The organism is Mesorhizobium sp. CNPSo 4688 (assembly GCF_057784295.1).
In genome coordinates this window covers 16,785-33,418 of the sequence record NZ_JBWLUY010000025.1, presented here as the reverse complement: position 1 = coordinate 33,418, position 16,634 = coordinate 16,785, and the positions used below count along the sequence as shown (strand labels likewise).

The 16,634-nt window shown below is 57.1% G+C and carries 12 protein-coding genes and 4 pseudogenes; 4 read left to right on the top strand and 12 right to left on the bottom strand.

Going from position 1 to position 16,634, the window contains the following annotated elements:
- The first annotated feature begins 74 nt into the window (after positions 1-74).
- The 3 genes from AC04SH_RS30640 to AC04SH_RS30630 all read left to right on the top strand — a co-directional run bounded on the left by AC04SH_RS30640 (position 75) and on the right by AC04SH_RS30630 (position 3,255).
- Positions 75-1,490: an amidase gene (locus AC04SH_RS30640; RefSeq protein ID WP_488481491.1), complete on the top strand. Its 1,416-nt coding sequence runs from the start codon at positions 75-77 to the stop codon at positions 1,488-1,490.
- Positions 1,491-1,563: 73 nt separating this feature from the next.
- Positions 1,564-2,751 (top strand): M24 family metallopeptidase, encoded by a 1,188-nt coding sequence (locus tag AC04SH_RS30635; protein WP_488481490.1) that lies wholly within the window; start codon positions 1,564-1,566, stop codon positions 2,749-2,751.
- 39 nt (positions 2,752-2,790) lie between these two features.
- Entirely contained in the window at positions 2,791-3,255 is a 465-nt protein-coding gene (locus AC04SH_RS30630; RefSeq protein ID WP_488481489.1) for a class II aldolase/adducin family protein, read from the top strand.
- 82 nt (positions 3,256-3,337) lie between these two features.
- On the opposite strand, the pseudogene AC04SH_RS30625 reads toward AC04SH_RS30630, so the two are convergent.
- The 12 genes and pseudogenes from AC04SH_RS30625 to ehuB form a co-directional block, all read right to left on the bottom strand.
- Positions 3,338-3,624: pseudogene (locus AC04SH_RS30625) on the bottom strand (acetoacetate--CoA ligase); the annotation flags it as partial.
- 178 nt (positions 3,625-3,802) lie between these two features.
- Positions 3,803-4,531 (bottom strand): annotated as a pseudogene (gene istB / locus AC04SH_RS30620) (IS21-like element helper ATPase IstB).
- Positions 4,464-6,030 (bottom strand): annotated as a pseudogene (gene istA / locus AC04SH_RS30615) (IS21 family transposase). Before istA ends, istB begins: the two co-directional pseudogenes overlap by 68 nt.
- Positions 6,031-6,299: 269 nt before the next feature.
- A pseudogene (locus tag AC04SH_RS30610) lies at positions 6,300-6,625 on the bottom strand (Lrp/AsnC family transcriptional regulator); the annotation flags it as partial.
- A 158-nt stretch (positions 6,626-6,783) separates the two neighbouring features.
- The gene (locus tag AC04SH_RS30605; RefSeq protein ID WP_488481488.1) at positions 6,784-7,812 is read right to left on the bottom strand and encodes an NAD(P)-dependent oxidoreductase; all 1,029 of its coding nucleotides are present in this window, start codon (positions 7,810-7,812) and stop codon (positions 6,784-6,786) included.
- A gap of 50 nt (positions 7,813-7,862) precedes the next feature.
- Entirely contained in the window at positions 7,863-8,621 is a 759-nt protein-coding gene (locus AC04SH_RS30600) for a maleate cis-trans isomerase family protein (protein WP_488481487.1), read from the bottom strand.
- Positions 8,618-9,850, bottom strand: a complete 1,233-nt coding sequence (locus AC04SH_RS30595) for a M20 metallopeptidase family protein (protein WP_488481486.1) — start codon at positions 9,848-9,850, stop codon at positions 8,618-8,620. The genes AC04SH_RS30600 and AC04SH_RS30595 overlap by 4 nt, the downstream gene beginning before the upstream one ends.
- Positions 9,847-11,031, bottom strand: a complete 1,185-nt coding sequence (locus AC04SH_RS30590; protein WP_488481485.1) for a M24 family metallopeptidase — start codon at positions 11,029-11,031, stop codon at positions 9,847-9,849. The genes AC04SH_RS30595 and AC04SH_RS30590 overlap by 4 nt, the downstream gene beginning before the upstream one ends.
- A gap of 23 nt (positions 11,032-11,054) precedes the next feature.
- On the bottom strand, positions 11,055-11,714 hold the full coding sequence (ehuD, locus tag AC04SH_RS30585; protein WP_488481484.1) for an ectoine/hydroxyectoine ABC transporter permease subunit EhuD: 660 nt from the start codon (positions 11,712-11,714) through the stop codon (positions 11,055-11,057).
- Positions 11,715-11,722: 8 nt separating this feature from the next.
- Positions 11,723-12,370 (bottom strand): ectoine/hydroxyectoine ABC transporter permease subunit EhuC, encoded by a 648-nt coding sequence (gene ehuC / locus AC04SH_RS30580; protein ID WP_488481522.1) that lies wholly within the window; start codon positions 12,368-12,370, stop codon positions 11,723-11,725.
- A gap of 51 nt (positions 12,371-12,421) precedes the next feature.
- Positions 12,422-13,237: an ectoine/hydroxyectoine ABC transporter ATP-binding protein EhuA gene (gene ehuA, locus AC04SH_RS30575; RefSeq protein ID WP_488481483.1), complete on the bottom strand. Its 816-nt coding sequence runs from the start codon at positions 13,235-13,237 to the stop codon at positions 12,422-12,424.
- Between the two features lie 70 nt (positions 13,238-13,307).
- Positions 13,308-14,171 carry an ectoine/hydroxyectoine ABC transporter substrate-binding protein EhuB gene (gene ehuB, locus AC04SH_RS30570; protein WP_488481482.1) on the bottom strand — a complete coding sequence of 288 codons (864 nt, stop codon included), beginning with the start codon at positions 14,169-14,171 and terminating at the stop codon, positions 13,308-13,310.
- Between the two features lie 315 nt (positions 14,172-14,486).
- Between ehuB and ehuR the strand changes: the two genes are divergently transcribed.
- Entirely contained in the window at positions 14,487-15,866 is a 1,380-nt protein-coding gene (gene ehuR / locus AC04SH_RS30565; RefSeq protein ID WP_488481481.1) for a MocR-like ectoine utilization transcription factor EhuR, read from the top strand.
- The last annotated feature ends 768 nt before the right edge of the window (positions 15,867-16,634 follow it).

Below are 16,634 nucleotides of genomic sequence, written 5' to 3'. Positions count from 1 at the left end.
GGGAACGTCATACGGTAACTCGGCAATCCTTAAAGCCGCAAGACGCCGCTGACCCAACATAAGCGCGATATAAAATGAACGTAAGCAAAGGTTCGGGGACCTTTCGGACCCTGACGGCTCGCGATTGCCTCGAACTCTATAAAGCCGGCACGATCTCACCAGTAGAGGTCGTCCGGGATTGTCTTAACCGCATAGATGCGGTCAACGCCGATCTAAATGCATTTTGTCATATCGATGCCGATGGCGCCCTGACGGCAGCCCGGCGGTCTGAGGAGCGCTGGCACAAGGGGCGGCCGATCGGCGTGCTTGATGGCGTGCCAGCAACGATCAAAGACCTTACACTGACCCGCGGAATGCCGACCCGGCGAGGCTCCGCCGCAACCAGCGCGGTTGGACCGTGGGATCAGGATGCCCCCCTTGCTGCCCGCATGCGCGAAGCTGGAGCAATCATCCTCGGAAAAACAACGACACCGGAGTTTGGCTGGAAGGGAGCAACGGATAGTCCGCTGACCGGCATCACGCGCAACCCCTGGAATCCGAAGCTGACACCAGGGGGATCGTCCGGTGGTGCGGCCGTGGCAGCGGCTATGAATCTCGGCTTTCTTCACCAAGGTAGCGACGGCGGTGGCTCGATCCGAATCCCCGCGAGCTTTACCGGCATTTTTGGATTCAAGCCGACTTTCGGATACGTGCCTCAGTGGCCGCTCAGTGCCATGGGGGTTCTATCCCACATTGGACCGATGACACGTACGGTCGATGACGCGATGCTGATGATGGATGTTATTACCCGCCCCGACGCACGGGACGGCTATGGTGGCGTCATTTATAAGGCCGATGGTTCGGGCGACGCCGAGTTCCTGCAAGGAATTCGGATCGGGTATAGCCGTAATCTGGGCTACGCCGATGTAGCGCCGGACATACTGCGCGTCACCGATGCCGCTGTCGGACAGCTTCGAAGCCTTGGCGCAGATGTAGTGGAGATCGACCCTGGGTTTGCCAATCCTGTGGAGGTATTCGCCACGTTCTGGTTTGCAGGCGCCGCACGTCTGATTGCTCGCATGAGCGAAGCGCAGAAAAATCTGCTGGACCCCGGTTTTCTTGAATGTGCAATCCGGGGCGAGGGGATCACTCTCTGCGAATTCAAGGATGCCGAACAGGCGCGATTCGACTTGTCGGTAAAAATGGCCGATTTCCACGAGAGCTTTGACTTGCTCGTCACTCCGACTGTTGCGGTTCCACCTTTCCCGGTTGGCATGGACAAACCTGATGGGTTTAGCGGCTGGGTCGATTGGACGCCCTTCACGTTCCCTTTCAACCTGACGCAGCAGCCTGCGGCCTCGCTTCCAGCTGGGTTGGACGACGGCGGGCTCCCCGTGGGCCTTCAGCTCGTCGGACCTCGCTATCGCGACGCCAAGGTACTCGGCGCCGCCCGAGTGATTGAAAAGCGTTTGGGACGGCTAACGCCGCCAGCCGTGCAGATGACCAGCTGATAGACCCCCACAAGTTTCAACGTGCCATCTCACCATTTGGAGAGGTGCGTTCACCAACCAGGATTGAGGACCGATGTCCGCGCAAACGAACGACATGAAACAACATCCCAATGGCAAGGTCCTGACATTCGCACTGCGAGAGTTTGAAGACCGGATCAGCCGTCTTGACGCCATGCTACAGAAAGAAGAGGTCGATATCTATCTCGGTCATGCCCCAGAGAGCCTCAATTATTTCACAGGCTTCGATCCCCTCGGGATCTATTTGTATGAGTGCGTGTTTTTCCAGACTGGAGCGAAGGAGCCTTCGCTGCTCACTCATAAAGCTGAGAAAGAGCTCACCGTTTTCCAGTGCTGGATTTCGGAAGTTATCATCTGGACGCACGGTCACGATCCCGTCCAGCTGACAATCGACAAATTGCGCGCGCTTGGTGCAACAGCAGGCAAGAGGGTCGGCCTCGAAATGGCCAATTGGTATCTTCGGGCCGATCTCTACAAATCCCTGACAGTGGCATTTCCAGAAGTTGAATTCGTCGACGTGACGCAGAAGATCATGCAGCTGCGCACCATTAAATCACCGACCGAAATTGAATATATGCGGAAGGCAGCCGGGTTCTCCGACCTCGCTCTGGAGGCGATGGCCGAGATTCTTCGCCCGGCCATTAGCGAACTAGATGTGCTGGCAGCGGTACAGTCGAAATTGGCAGTTGCTGGCTCCGAATATCCCACGCTGCCTTTCATTATCGCTTCGGGGTGGCGTTCAGGCACATTCCACGCCGTCCCATCTTCGAAAATCATTGAAGCCGGTGATCCGATCCTCTTTGAGTTCACGGGATCCTGGAAACGCTACAATTCCAACCTCTGCCGAACCGTGGTGGCAGGTAAGGCGTCCGACCGGCTGCTCGACCTCTGGAAAATCAACTACGAATCGTTTTGGCGGCCTTTCGAGCTGATCCGGCCCGGCGCTTCGGCTTCGGACATCGACCGCCTGAGCAGAGAGATCAGGGGCGACTACGCCGATTATATCGTGGCCCGCGCCGGTTTTGGTATGGGCCTGTCTTACCCTCCGACCTTCGCGCAATTCCCGGATATTTTGGTGGGCGACGAAACCATTCTAGAGCCTGGGATGATCTTCTCCCTCGAGCCATCGATATCGCAGTTTGAAGGCGTCACCATCTCCTACGGATACAACATCTTGGTCACCGAGACCGGTGCTGAAATCCTGCATAACGCCCCTAAAGACCTTTTTGAAATCACTGCGTAGTCCGCGCCATGGCCATAGCGTCTCATGAAAGGACAACCGATGAACGCACACGAGACCGTCAGCTCGCATCCCTCCATGTCGGAAGCTCAGGGCGAAGCCCGGCGCGATCTTGCGGCCGCTCATCGCCTGGCAGTGAAGGACAACTTCATTGAAGGCATCGACAATCATTTCACACTCGCCGTGCCAGGCGAACTGGATCGGTTCTATCTCAACGCCTTTGGACTTCACTGGTCAGAGGTGAAGGCTTCGAACCTTATAGAAGTATCTTTCGATGGTGCTGTGGTCGCCGGCAACGGTATCGCGAACCTTTCTGCCGTTTGCATTCACGCGCCGATCCATCGCCGCGGTATCAAGTGCGTCCTGCACACGCACACGCACAAGCTTGCGGATGTGGTGCATTTTATCGCAGACGGAACCATCGTGGAATCCGGTCCCCCGGATCGCATATTTGACCATCCCGAAAGCAAGAGGCTCAGCGGATTTATCAAGTCGATTATCCGCTGATACGTTCACGACTGACACCAATCTCGGCCACCAACCACTGACGGTTCGGCCCCCTCCCATGCGCAGGAGATATCCTTGGAGAGGCATCGCACATGATGAACAGCTTCGGTTCAATCTGGCCAAAGGGGTCGAGCACGCCCTGCTCGCCGAAATCGGGCGAACAGGACGACCAGATGGCCTCTCGTGCTGGAGATGGTCTCCGGCATGCGCGCGTCATCGCCGAGATGCCGTCGCCTTTGCCGGTTTCCAAGGCGCGCAAGCCCTGCTGCGAGAGGGTGGAGGTGGGCCTCGTCCCAGATCCAAGCGGTAGCTCACCTTATCCTCGCCGCGGAACAACAATGCATTCTCGGGACCGTGCTCGGCCAGCAGAAATCCCAGACCGCCAATTAGACTAAATGTCAAACGGCTTCCAAAACTGACCCCCGATCGGCGTCTAATTTTGACCCCCTTATGTAATGCGCGGCGGTCAGCGTTCGCCCGGGCGGAGCTGGTCAGGGTTGCGCAGCCCGGGCGAGCGCGGACGACGCTTGGCAGCTTGATGGGGTTATCAGGCGCGGTTCTTGAAGCGCCAGGACTCGTTTCCGGTCTCGATGATCTCGCAATGATGGGTGAGACGGTCGAGGAGCGCTGTCGTCATCTTGGCGTCGCCGAAGACGGCGGGCCATTCTCCGAACGCCAGGTTCGTGGTGACGATGATCGAGGTCCGTTCGTAGAGCCTGCTGATCAGGTGGAAGGGCAATTGCCCGCCGGCCTGTGCGACGGGCAGCTAGTCGAGTTCATCGAGCACGACGAAGTCGAGCCGGGTGAGGTAGTCGGCGATACGGCCCTGTTTGCCGCTTCGGTGCTCGGTCTCGAGCCGGTTGACGAGATCGACGACGTTGAAGAAGCGGCCACGTGAGCCGTTGCGGATCAGGGCGCGGGCAATGGCGATTGCCAGATGCGACTTGCCGGTTCCGGTGCCGCCGATGAGCACGGCGTTGCGCTGGTCGGCGACGAAGGTGCCGTTGGCAAGGTCCCGGACCAGCACCTCATTGACCGGCGTGCCGTCGAAGTCGAACTCATCGATGTCCTTGGCGATCGGCAGCTTGGCGACGGTGAGCTGGTATTTGATGGAGCGGGCCTGCTTCTCGGCGATCTCGGCCGATAGCAGATCGCCGACGATCCTCGGCGGCTCGTGCTGGCGCTTGATGCCTGTCGCCATGACCTCGTCATAGGCGCCCCGCATCCCGTAGAGCTTCAGCGTGCCCATCAGTTCCAGAACCTGCGTGCGTTCCATCAGCTTGCCCTCCTGAGGCTGTCGTAGCGGGCGCAGTCGGCTTGCGGTTCGTGCTGCAGGCGAAGAGCGTCCGGGGTGAGAATGGTGACTGCCGGCGCCGGATCGCGCTGCCGCGCCAGGATGTTGATGATGACGGCGGATGAGCAGACATTCTGATCGAGCGCCTCCTGGCAGGCGGCTTCCACGGCATCGATGCCGTCGGTCAACACCGTGGCCAGGATCGACACCATCTGCCGATCGCCATCATGCGCCGCCTTCAATTTGCGTCGGATACGCTCCATGGCCGACGGCAGAACCCAGTCCTGGAACGGCGCGCCGTTACGCAGCGCTCCGGGCTTGCGGGCAAGCACAGGGACGTAATGCCAGGGATCGTAGACCGTCTCGTTCCGCCCGAAGGAGCGGGCATGTTCGGCGACGACCACGCCGTCCTGGCTGATGACGATCCTGTCGGCATAGGCATGGATCTCGACCGGGCGGCCGACGGCCGTCGACAGGACCGAGTATTTGTTGGTGTCGAAGCGAACCGTGCAGGTCTTCGACACCGAGGCCGGCACCGTGTGGAATCCGTCGAAGGGGCCGCGATACTCGACCAGTTTGCCGCGCTCTTCCTCGAACACGTTCCAGATTGTTCGTTCCGGTTGCTCGACGTGACGGTGCGCCTTGGCGTAGGCGACGCACTTGTCCTGCAGCCAGGCGTTCAGCTCCTCATAGGTCTTGAAGCGCAGCCTGGGCGTGAAGAACCGCTCGCGCACCAGCCCGACCTGGTTCTCGACCTGACCCTTCTCCCAGCCCGACGCTGGCGTGCAGGCGACCGGCTGCACCAGATAATGGCTACACATCTGCAGGAGGCGGCGATTGTATTGGCGGTCCTTGCCAACAAAGATCGTTTCCACCGCCGTCTTCATGTTGTCGTAGATGCCGCGCGTGCAGGCGCCGCCGAAGAAGGCAAAGGCCCTGTCATGGGCGTCGAACACCATCTCCTGCGTCTCGCGCGGATAGGCCCTGACGAACATCATCCGGCTGTGGCAGAGCCGGACATGGGCGACCTTCACGGTCACCGTCACGCCGTTGATCAGGACGATCTCGTGGCTCCAGTCGAACTGGTAGGCCTCGCCCGGCGCGAAGAACAGCGGCACATAGGCGTCCGCCGTCGCCGACCCCTGCGCCTTCGCCCAGCTCTTCGCGTAGCGGCGGACGGCGTCATAGCCACCCTCGTAACCGAGACTGCAAAGCTCTTCGTAAATCCGGATCAGTGTCAGTTGCTCGCGCGCCGCCTTGCCACGGTTGCCATTCAAGAACCCGTCAAGCTGATCCTGCCACGGACCGATCTTCGGCTTGGGCTGCCGCTCGCGTTCGTAGGAGAACGATGTCTCATTGGATCTGAGTATCTTGCGGACGGTGTTGCGCGACACATGCAGTTCGCGGCAAATCCGCTTGAGCGACCATCCCTGCACATGGAAGGCGCGCCGAACTCGGGCAATCGTATCCACCGACTTCATCCCCACACCATCCGCTCGCCACGACGAGCTGATGGTCGCAAATCAAAGCATCAGGGGGGTCAAAATTGGACGCCGATTCCCCGCCTTATGGGGTCAATTTTGCACGCCGATTCACAGACTAAAAGGGACCGGGACTGTCGTTCGACCATTGGTGGAAGGGGTCACGATTGGGCAGCGCTACCGCGTTCCTACCGCTCAAACGTTGCGAAAATTCGTTATGGTCGTTCTTCGATTCAAGGGGCGACGATATGTGGTCGCGGCATTTCATCTTTGATGACATAGTCCACGCCACCGCCGACGGACCAGCAGGATACAACCTCATCGAAGGCCTTGATTGCGCGATCAAACGGTCGAAATCCGCCTGGCGATGGTTGGAGAGGGTCACCTCCATCAGCACGGTTGCAACAGGGGCCATTCTCCTCAGATCGAGACGAGCATGGTAGCCAGTGATGATGCCGGCCCTTTCAAGCTTCTGCAGCCGCATCCAACAGGGTGTCGGCGACAGGCCAACCTTATCCGCGAGCGCGAGTTTGGTGATCCGGCCAACGCGCTGGATAGCATCAAGAATACCAAGATCGATAGCATCAAGCTTCACAACCATATCCGGCGAACCCCCGAACACGCTGAAGTTTTCCACATTTGCGCACCTTGGCTACGAGCTATGTCTCGCCGCCGTTCCAAGGTGCAGTTGCACCCTGCAAGGTCATTGTGTGACGGGATGTCCTTGCCCTTTAAAAGAACATCCACGCCGGCTCAGTACCCAAGATCGAGCCTCACTTCTCGCTTCATCAATGTGCCCGATACAAATTCAGCCAGATTCTGTGAGCCCCAGCGGATATTCCTCTCGAGCACGTCATCGGCATTTGCCGCCTGATCGTTCGATGTAATCACATTAGGCAATTTGTGGATTCCAAGGCGAGATCCCCAGCCAATCGGAAACGTTTGGCCGTAGTTGTACTGCCACCATACGTCGGTTGCGAAACCATGAAGGGTGCCCGAAGTGAGCGCTTCGAATAGTGGCTTCTCCTGGATCAACATGCCGCGCGAGATATTAATGAGAAACGCCGATCGTTTCATGGCGGCGAGTTGCGCGGCGCCGAAGAACTGATGCGTCTCTTTTGTGTCAGGCGTCGCCAGGACGACGTAGTCGCACTTCGGCAGAACATCGTGCAACTCGTCGACCCCGTGCACTGCATCGAAAAACTCGACCGGGGGGCCGCCTTTGCTTCGACGGACGCCGAGGGTCTCCATGTCGAACCCCTTGGCGTGTTTGGCGATTCGCCCGCCGATATTTCCAACTCCAATCACACCGATTGTGCGACCGTGTAGCATCCCCGACCGGTATTGGTCATCGTAAAGAGGGAATAGAAACCTGCCTTCTTCCGTCGCCCGGTGCTTGAGAAGAGTCTTTTTTGCAAGGGCTAGTACGAACATCATCGCTTGCTCCGCAACCGCAACCGCGTTCGCGCCGCGAATGTTTCCGAGCTTGACGCCACGCTGTTTGAAGAGATCCAGCGCGCCCATCAGGCCAAGATCGTCTACGCCTGAATGCAGCCAAGAGAACACCTTGAGCTTTTCCGCGATCTGTAGGATTCCTTCCGGAACGCTAAAAGCAATGATCGCATCGGCGTCGGGCGCCAGATGCTTCACGTCTGAGTAGTCGCAGTCGAAACGCGAGAGATATTCGCCTCTCGGTGCCACCACCTCGGTTCCCGGAGGCAGCACTTCTTTGATCAGGCTGATCTCAGCGTCCGTGGCGTACCACAAGCATAGAACTTTCATTCCTGGTCCTCCTGAATTCTGATAATGGGCCGATGCGCAAATAAGTCGCTTCAGACAGTGAGCAGCTTGCCGAATCCCGACAGTGGTTGTGTGTAGCCGGCAAGTCTCAGTGCATCCCAGAGCATCGCTTGGTGAGCGGTGATGACAGGCTTGCCAATGCGCGCTTCAAGGGGCTGTATGATTGTAGAGGTCCTCAGGCCAGTGCATGGTATGAACAAAGCTTCTGACCCATTGGAATTTAGTGCTTCGGCCGCCTCTATGATGCTCTCGGGCTTGATATTGATGATTTCATAATCGTTATCGATGTGAAATGAACCACACGAGACGACGGAAATGCCTTCCTCCTTCAAGCACTCGGTCATCGCCGACGTAACGTCGTCCGGATAGGGGGTCAAAAGATCGACCCTCCGAATCCCGAGCTTGCGAAAAGCCTTGTAGGCTCCTGTCATAGGCGATGTTAACTTCGCTCCTGGTGCAGTTCGATGCAGTTCTGCTTCCAGGGTCGTTTGCAGAATCAGCGCGGATCCAGACGTGCAGCCGTAGGCAAAGACATCCACCGACTCCCGGGGCACGAACAGCTCGGCGGCTTTGGCAATTTCATGCGCATGGCCGCGCAGATTTTCGATCGTAATTGGGTTTTTGGTCTCAATTCGGGTTGCTGAAATACTAACCCCATCCGTTGGAAGCATTCTCCGCAGCTCGTACTCAGTTACGACATCTGTCGAAAGAGCGATCAAGCCGATTACGACCTGGTTCGACATCCCTCCGTCCATGGCTGCTTCGAGATGTTTGATTGGTGACGTGATCATGCCGAGATGCCCGTGTTTGCTGAAACTTGAAGATTCCTCACAATTGCCCAGGCAGCTCGCGCCGCGCGCAACACGTCGTCATCGGAGACACCAAATTCCGCCGTGTGAACATGGGTAATGTTTCCAAGCGCTTCGTCGTAACAGCCAAACCAGAAATACACCGATGGGAGTTGTTCGGCGTAGAATCCGAAGTCGTCTGCCCCTGCGAGAGGTCTCGTCGGAACGAGGGCCTCGCTTCCATAGATTTCGGCAATCGCTTCGCGGGCCGTTTGACTGATGCCCGGGTCGTTTACGACGGCAGGCTCTCCCGGCACCAGCTCGAACTCTGCCTCTCCGCGATGCATCGCGGCAATCTGACGAGCCAGTTCTTGCAGACGGCGTCGAAGCCTTTGGCGGGCGTCTGGCGAACGTGTACGCAGCGTACCGTCGAGAACAACGCGATCGCAGATAATATTGGTTGCTTCCCCACCATGGAAGCGGCCTATTGAAATGACAGGAGCTTCATCGGTGTGGCTCTCGCGCGATACCAGCTTCTGCACCTCAGTGACGAATGTGGACGCAATCGTGATCGCATCAACCCCTAGCTCTGGCCACGCCGCGTGGCTCTTCTTGCCTTTGAACACTATCTGGAATTCATCGGATGACTTTGTTACCGGGCCCGTGAGGACCGCAAAAGTCCCGGAGGGTATTTCGGGGTTCACATGCATCCCAATCGCGCAGTCAAAACCGTCGAGCAGACCTTGTTCAGCGACAGACCGGCCGCCGAGGGGTTCTGCTTCCTCGGCCGGTTGAAACACAACGCGCACCGTTCCGGCGTAGTGCTGACGATGGGCAAGTGCCGCCAATACAACGCCCAATGCTGCAGATGCATGCGCATCATGGCCGCAAGCATGCATCTTTCCAGGGACACGGGACCTATATGGAATATCCGGGCGGGCCTCTTGGATGGGCAGCGCGTCGATGTCGCCACGAACCACCACGTTTATGGGAATTCCATTTCCCTCGCCGACAATGTCAACGAACAAGCCCGTGTGGTGAAAGATCTGAGGTGTTTGCAACCCCGCACCACCCATAAACTCCGCTATTTTTGCCCGGGTGTTGTGCTCCTCGTTTGATAGCTCCGGGTTCGCATGCATGTAGTGCCGAAGTGCAAGGATTTGCTCCTCGCATCCCGCTGGCAAATGGAATGCGTGACTGGCTCGTTTGAGGTCTATCTCGGATGCATTCATTGATCGATCACAATCAGCTGGCGTGGCGACTGTGCCAGGCACTCGGCCTGCTTGTCGGTGATAAGGATGCTTTCAGTGATTTCGATGCCCCAGTCGCCAAACCACAGGCCTGACATAAAGTGAAACGTCATTCCTGGCCGCAGTTCGGTGCGGTCCCCTGTGCGAAAGCTTGCGGAGTGCTCACCCCAATCCGGCGGATAAGCGAGACCGATCGAGTAGCCGCAACGGCTTGGCTTTTTCAGCCCATGACGCTCTATGGCAGTGTAGTAGGCTTGCGCGACGTCTTCGCAGGAATTTCCCGGGACCGCTTTCTCCAGGCCGGCCGCCATTCCCTCGAGCACGGCCTTCTCTGCGTCGACAAACTTTTGATCCGGCTTACCTAGATAAAATGTCCTTGAGAGAGGGCAATGATAGCGTTTGTGGACGCCGGCCAGTTCAAAAAAGATGCTTTCGCCAGAGCGAAGCTCACGATCTGACCAAGTCAGATGAGGCGCAGAGGCGTCGATGCCCGCCCCGATCATCGGAACGGCCGCTGGGTAGTCGCCCCAGAAGCCATCAACCCCACGAGTGGCGGTGTGGTAAATTTCCGCCACAATGTCCGATTGCTTGATGCCGGGTTTCAACACTTCGGCCACGCGCTGATGCATGGCCGTGACGATCTTGCCCGCGCCCCGCATATACTCGATTTCGCGGGGCGACTTGATGATCCGCAGCCATTTCACCAGCCTTGTCGTATCTTTGAAGCTTGCGTTCGGCAGCGTGGAGGACAATGCTTCAAACGCCGCGTGCGTAAAGTAGTAATTATCCTTTTCGATCCCGATCGAACCGGTGGACCAGCCGAGGTCCGTAACCAATTGGCCAAGCGCAGTCATTGGATGATGTTGGGAGGATTGGACGTAGTGATCCGCGTAGGACTTGATACGGCTCTCATCCATATAAATGGTTCGGCGAGCACCGTTGCCGTCCATTTCACGACCGAACCAGACCGGGTCTTCGTCCCCGTGAATGAGGACGCACTGGTGAACGTAGAAGGACCAGCCGTCATAACCGGTAAGCCAGGCCATGTTCGCGGGGTCTGTGACGATTAGAAGATCAATGCCTTCCTGCTGCATTGCTTTGTGGGTGCCCTCGAGCCGGGCTTTGTACTCGGAAATTTCAAAGCGTAGTGTCGGTGCAGTCATGGTTGAGTCCTCAGTTCGGCTGCTCAGGCAGTCCGAAGTTTCAGATAGTTTTCCAAAAGCCGAATAAGGGCCGCGGAGCAAAGGCTGACGAACAGGAAGCCCAGGGCGACGAGAGTGATTGGTTCGAGATAGCGGTAGCTGAAGTTGGCCTTGGCTAGCGCTTCGCCCATAAGGTCGAGGACGGTAATCGCTGATAGTATTGGCGTCTCCTTGAACATCGCGATCACATAATTCCCCAAGGGTGGGATCATCGGGGGGATGGCTTGCGGCAGCACGATTTCCGTCCACGTCTGCCTTTTTGTCAGGTTACAAGCCCGCGCAGCTTCCCATTGCCCGGCTGGAACATTGATGATCCCGGCGCGATAGACCTCTGACACGTAAGTGCCGTAGTGGAGACCGAGGCCAATCGTCCCGGCGACCATGGGAGACAGAACAATTCCGATGTCTGGCAGGACATAGAATAGAAAGTACAGCTGAACCAACAACGGCGTTCTTCTAATGGCCTCTGTCACAAGGACCGCAGAACGGCTAACGAGATTGTTTGAAGACATCTTGGCGATGGCGAAGCATAGACCGATGCTCAAAGCCACAACCGACGAGATCAATGTTATCTTGACTGTGACCACGAGCCCTTTGAGCAAATCGGGCGTGATCTCAGAGACAAATTCCCAACTCCAGATCATGTCCGACCTCAGGTGCTTACGCTTGTGATGCCACGGCCAAAGCGTCTTTCAAGCCACCGCACGAAGCTCGTCAGTACAGACGCGATTAGAAGATAAGTGACCATGATGAGTAGAAAGGGCATGGCGGTGTCGCCCGTTTGGCCTCGTACCACCTGCGCCTGGAACGTCAGCTCCGAGACGGTTATAAGGGACGCAACCGCAGTGCCTTTCATGAGCTCGATTGCAAGATTTCCAAAGCTCGGCAGCATGAACACGACCGCCTGGGGAAGGATCACCCACCAGAGCGCCTGCCACCGCGTCAGGTTTAACGCGACAGTTGCCTCCCGCTGATCGCGACCGACGGCGTTGAGTGCTGCTCGAACGACTTCAGCGCCATAAGCGCCCCCATTTAATCCCAGCGCCAGGACACCGGACTGCAATGGAGATAGAGAAACGCCCACAAATGGCAGAACGAAATAGGCCGCGAACAGTTGGACAAACACCGAGGTGCCGCGGAAGATCTCCACATAGGTTCGCGTCACGGCACGCACGAAGATATTGTCCGCAGTAAGAGCAATACCGGCTAGCATTGCCAGCATCAAAGCGAGCAGGCAGCTCAAGAGCGTAAGTTCGACGGTAGCGAGAGCCCCCGTGAGTACGAACCAACTGTATCCTATTGCAGATTCAAAACTATTCACTTGATGACCTACTTGCCTTGACCGACCGACTTAAACGCGATGGCCTGCGGCGATTATCTTGCGAAGGAAGCTTTTCGTGCGCTCGTGGTGAGGCGACTGAAAGATTTCCGACGGCGGCCCTTCTTCAACGATCTTGCCGCGCTCGAAGAACAGCACTCGATCGGCAAAATCCTTGGCGAAACCCATCTCGTGGGTAACGAGGAGCATCGTCATGTCGGTCTCGTTTCGGAGATTTGTGATGACGTTTAGGACCTCTTCCACCAGTTCCGGATCGAGGGCGGAGGTGATCTCGTCGAGAAGCAGAATCTTTGGCTGCAAAGCCAGAGCACGAGCAATCGCGACACGTTGTTTTTGGCCGCCAGATAATCGTGACGGATACTCATTCGCTTTGTCGACGAGCCCGACGTTTTCCAACATTTGCAGCGCACGTTCTTTGGCTGCCGCCTTCGATAGGCTTCCAGTCAGCACCGGGGCGAGGGCGACGTTCTGAAGAGCGGTTTTATGCGGAAAGAGGTTGAAATGTTGGAATACCATTCCGAAGGCAGCACGCATTTTGCGTAGATGCGCCTCCGACGAAGGCATTTGTTTACCGCCTCTTTGCTCGTGGTTTAGGCAAACGCCATTGACGATCACATCTCCAGCCGTAACCGACTCGAGCGTCATCAAAATTCTAAGGATCGTCGTTTTCCCCGAACCCGATGGACCAATCAGCGCAAGATGCTCACCAGCATTCACTGAGAACGAGAGTTGTTCCAGCACCTTGAGAGAACCATAGCTCTTCTCAACATCCCGGAATTCGATGATGGGCGGGCAATCTGGGGCCTTCGATGCGACATGCAATCCCATTGCGCTGTCTCCTTTCGTGCGATGGCAGCCCAGCAGCACTTTGCTGCTGGGCGTCATCACCTGGAGTGAATTACGGATTGCACATCTCAGCTGCTGACTTGGCATTAGCCAGAATCTTGTAGTTCGTTTGAAGACCATATTTCGCCATGATCTTCTCGAACTCGCCACTGTCCTTCAGCTTTTTCAGGCCTACATTGTAGGCGTCGCGCAGCGCCTTATCCTCTTTATTGAAGGCTGCGGCGGCACAATCGATAGGAGTGTTGGCGATCGGTATGATGGTCTGCAAAGTATCATCACCCGACCGTGCCTTCATATCTATGACACCCGCATCATTGAGGGCGATGGCATCGACGCGCTTGTCTTGCAGCATCTTCACCGCACTGGTGTTGTCGGGATAGGGAACCAGGTTCTCCTGTTTCACTCCGGCTGAGAGCGCATCCCGGGCCTGCAAAGTTCCGGCGCCCACCGCCAGCTTGAGGCCCAGGTCGGCAATTTCCTTATAGCTTTTGAACTTGCCACTCATGTCGGAGCGGATCAGGAAAGCTTGCGCAGTGCAGATGGCCGGTTCAGCGAAATCAACCACGGCGCACCGTTCGGGGCGAATGTTGAGAGAGCCGGCTGAGAGAATTCTTACGCGTTTTGCCTGCAGGGCGGGTATCATAGCCCCGTACTGTATCAGCTCGCCTTTGAAGTTCTTGAACCCGGAAAGCGCCAAGGCGCCTCGATCGATGTCGGGGCCAGCGCCACTCAATGTACCGTCGGGCTTCAACTCCGTATAGGGCGGCTCACCGCCGATGGCGATCGAAATCTCTTGGTTGACGTCGAGATCCTCCGCGATCGCAGCGCTCCCCGCTGTGATTGCCAGGATTGCGGTCAGCACAGTTGCGAGCCCGCGAGGAGCAAAAGAAGACCGCCGTTTTATGTTTGATGCCATTGTTGTTCCCTTTCTGATGGCTCTTCTAGATCGCCGCGCCAGGACATCGATCGGAATTTCCCGCTCCGATGCTCGCTGCTCTTGCCACATACCTAGGAGCGATCCAGCAGGTACATGACGAGAGCTTCGTCTCGACCTAGGGCAGACTGCTGTTTTCGCCGCTGCCGGTAACAAACATGACAATCGGGCAATGTGAAGTCAATTGACTAAATTGTACAATGACATTACGTTCCATCATCTGCTTCCTCTGGTTGCGCCATTCGAAATGGTACAATTTTTGCACATCAAAGGGAGTCGACAACAGGAAGCCAGGGCATGACAATATGGACGCCACTCAACGAACGTCTCACGCCGCCGTATTTTCTCTCGATTGCGGATCGGATCGCCGGAGCCGTCTCTTCTGGGGCTTTGAAGCCAGGCGAGCAGCTTCCGCCGCAAAGGCAGCTTGCCTATAAGCTCGGGGTCTCGTTACCTACTGTGTCTCGAGCGTATGAAGAACTCGCTCGTCGCGGTCTCGTCGCTGGGGAAATTGGACGCGGCACATTTATCAAAGGTCCTAGCGTCAATTCTGAAGCTGTCACGCCATACGCCCCCCTGCGCACTTCCGGATTGATTGACCTGTCGATACTGAAGCCCGTCTCTGACATTCTGCACCTCGAACGTATGAAGGAGACACTTGGGGCGTTAGCTGTCGACTTGCCGCCAAGCACTGTGTTCGGCTCTCGCCCAGGAACTCTTTTCGCGCGTCATCGCTCGATTGCAACTGAATGGCTGAAATATTGCGGTGTCGTTACACATGAGAGGACAGTACATTTGACGAATGGCGGAACGCCCGCCTTGACAGTAGCTTTCATGTCCACCTGTCAGCCCGGCATGACGATCGCTACCGAGGCGACAGGGCTCCACGTGATGCTGCCATTGGCTTCGTATCTTGGTCTAAAGGTTCAGGGTGTCCCCATTGACGAGGAGGGATTGATCCCCGATGCGCTCGAAAGCGTCTGCCAGCAACACGTCATTCGCGCGCTCTTCATGATGCCCAATGCTCTTGGTCCAACCGCATTCATTATGGGCGAACGGCGGCGCAATGCGATTGTGGAGATCGCTCGAAAATATGACTTGCAGATCATTGAGGATGACGCTTTGGGGCCGCTCGTAGACAACAGGCCGCCAACTTTTCAGGCTCTGGCGCCCGAGCGGACCATTTATATCACAAGCTTCACGAAACCCATCATGTCCGGCCTGCGCACGGGTTATCTCGTCGCGCCGGAACGCCTCCTCCCTGCAGTCGAAAATCGTCAAAACGTCACCAGTTGGAGCGCCACACCGCTGATCGCTGAAATCGCAGCAAGGTGGGTCGAGGATGGAACCTGCCAACAATTCGTGGAATGGCAACGCGCAACACTTCTTGAGCGGCACGAGCTGGTTGCCTCTGTTCTCAAAGGTGTTCGGTACAATTCTAACCATGCAAGTCTCCACATATGGCTCCCCCTCGGTGACCGGTTTCCAGAAGATGAGTTTGTCTCACACGCTCGCATGCAGGGCGTGGTCTTGGCGCGCGGCTCAGCATTTGCGATTTCGGAAAATCATCCGGCTGTCCGCGTTTCAGTCGGGTCGACCACGAAAGAGGAACTTCACCGCGGATTGGACGTCATTCATAATTTGCTACACAGCGAACCTGAACCAGTTCTGCTCTGAACTATGTCAAGCCGGTTCTGATGGAATCTGGTCGGCCTGCGTCAGGGTTTACCTGCGAAGCCAATTACAAGGCGACAACAGCGAGACTGTGCCTTGGTGATGGCGCGGTCTGAGTCCGTGATCCTGACAGCAGGCCTCCGCCCGCATCACTCGCGCATTGGGCGCAGGAGGTGCAGGAAATCCCACCCGCCCCGATCTGTGAGGGCGAAAGCCGAATGGCCGAGCTATTCGACCACGACCAAGGTAGCAGGCCCGCGCCAACAGCACCTGGGCGACGTCGGCTGGATAAACATCGCGAAGGAATCATCCGACTTCCCCGGGTGACATCGAAAACCGACACAGCTGTCGGGTTATCAAGATTCCGACACGACCGCGTTATATTAGAAGGGATCCTGCTGTGCGAAAACTTAACCTGAAAGATTGCCAAAATATTTGCTCTGACGTTTCTGTCGGTGCAGTTGGCACGATTGTTGAAGGTCAAAGTCACGACCTGCCTCAGTTTAGCGTGGGAGCAGACGGCAAAAATGGACGCCCATTTGGACGACCAGAGGTTACCGTCGTCGGCTAGAGGTTTTGGAAGGCCCAAGGGCGTCGGACACGATCAGTGGCCGAGAGCCGGATCGGGGGACCGGTGGCGGCGGTCGCTCGCAAGCACGGCGCGAGCGCCTGGCAGGTCTGCGATTGGCGCCGGCGCCTTCGTCAGGGCCAACTGGCGTGCCGGAAAGCATGGCGTTGCTGCCGTTGATGATGGAGGAAAGATCTGCGCGC